We start from the raw sequence: 1,561 nt of genomic DNA, 5'->3' as shown, positions 1-1,561 counted from the left end.
AACAAGGACCCGGAGGCGCCGATCTTCTCGGTGGCCGACTACGGGCTGGAAGCCGATCTGTTCACGGCCGTGCCGGAACTGGTCAACGCGCTGTAATTTGGCGCACATCAAAAGAGGGGCTTGCAGCCCCTCTTTTTCCATGTGGGTCGGCATGGACGCTGGCGTAAAACATCAACAATAAAAAATCGCAGCAGTTTGGCCAGGATCGGCCGCCAAGAAGACAGGAGAGGGAGACAGATGAAGAACAAGCGCTGGAACGGGGTTCGCATTGGAATGGCCATGCTGTGGGGCGGTGCCGCCTTCATGGCCCAGGCCGCAGGCTGGACCGTGGGGCAGGTCGCCCCCATGTCGGGTGCGGAGGCCTCGCAGGGCCGGGCCTATGCCCAGGGCATGCGCCTGTATTTCGATCAGGTCAACAAAAGCGGCGGCGTGCAAGGCCAGCCCGTGGAGCTGGTGGTGGCCGATGATCTGGGCCATCCCGACGAGACCGTGAGCAAGACGCGCAAGCTGCTCAGCGACGCCAAGCCCGTGGTGCTGGCAGGCTATTTCGGCAACCGCAATCTGGCGGCCCTGCTCGACAGCAAGCTGCTCGAAGGCTCGCCCCTGTCTCTGGTCGGCTACCAGAGCACGGATACGCGGGTGCTGGGCGCGGCGCAGATCTTCAGCACGCGTGCCGGCCTGGCCGAGCAGATGAACAAGATTTCCTCGCATCTGGCCACCGTGGGCATCACGCGTCTGGCCCTGGTCTACGAAGACCGTCCCGATGCCCAGGCCCTGAACGAGCTGGTGGCCAAGGCCATCGCCCCCAGCGGCGCCAAGCTGGTGCTCAGCACGCCGGCCATGAAGGGCAAGGCGGTGGAGCTGCTGCAGGCCTCCAAGACGCCGGTGCAGGCGGTGCTGGTGGTGGCCTCCAGCCCGGCCACGGCAGCGTTTGTCGAGGCCTATCGCATGGACGGCGGCACGGCCCAGGTGTATGCAACGGCCGAGGCCGATATCGAACAGCTGGCCAAGCGCCTGCCCGTGGAATACATCAGTGGCCTGTCGATTGCCCAGGTCGTGCCCAGTCCCTACAAGGTCTCGGCCAAGCTCAACAAGGAGTTCCGCGACGCGGTGAGTGCCGCGGGCAAGCCGCTGGACGTTCCGGTGAGCTTCGCGATGATGGAAGGCTATGTGAATGCCAAGGTCATCGTGGAAGCCATGCGCCGCAGCCAGCCCGTGACGGCCGAAAAGATCACAGCCTCCATGCGCAGCCTGGAGGCTCTGGATCTGGGTGGCTACTGGGTTGGCTACAGGCCAGGCTCCCAGATCGGCTCCAAGTATGTGGATCTCTCCATCGTCAATGCCTCGGGGCGTGTGACGCAATAAACCGATGTCAAGGCCCGCAGCAGTTCCTGTTGACGGGCCGTTTTTTTAAGGAAGCTATCACGATGACATACAAAGCTCCGCTCAAAGACATGCTGTTCGACATGGAGCACCTGGCTCAACTCGCGCAGATCGCCCAGATCCCCGGCTTCGAAGACGCGGGCCTCGAAACCGCCCAGGCCGTGCTCGAGGAAGGCGC

At 63.5% G+C, this 1,561-nt stretch carries 2 protein-coding genes and 1 pseudogene; all 3 read left to right on the top strand.

Annotated elements, in window-relative coordinates; genetic code table 11:
• Positions 1 to 96, top strand: a pseudogene (locus tag AB6724_RS21745) (electron transfer flavoprotein subunit alpha/FixB family protein); the annotation flags it as partial.
• Between the two features lie 141 nt (positions 97 to 237).
• Positions 238 to 1,365 (top strand): ABC transporter substrate-binding protein, encoded by a 1,128-nt coding sequence (locus AB6724_RS21740; RefSeq protein ID WP_369340615.1) that lies wholly within the window; start codon positions 238 to 240, stop codon positions 1,363 to 1,365.
• Between the two features lie 62 nt (positions 1,366 to 1,427).
• Positions 1,428 to 1,561: acyl-CoA dehydrogenase N-terminal domain-containing protein (locus tag AB6724_RS21735; RefSeq protein WP_369340616.1), on the top strand; the 134-nt coding region annotated here is incomplete at its 3' end.

This window comes from Comamonas guangdongensis (genome assembly GCF_041079535.1).
GTDB classification, from domain to species: Bacteria; Pseudomonadota; Gammaproteobacteria; order Burkholderiales; family Burkholderiaceae_C; genus Comamonas; species Comamonas guangdongensis.
This window is presented reverse-complemented; position numbering and strand designations above follow the sequence as displayed.

Coding starts and splice junctions, on each gene's coding strand:
- AB6724_RS21740 (WP_369340615.1), top strand. CDS start 238: ATGAAGAACAAGCGCTGGAACGGGGTTCGCATTGGAATGGCCATGCTG.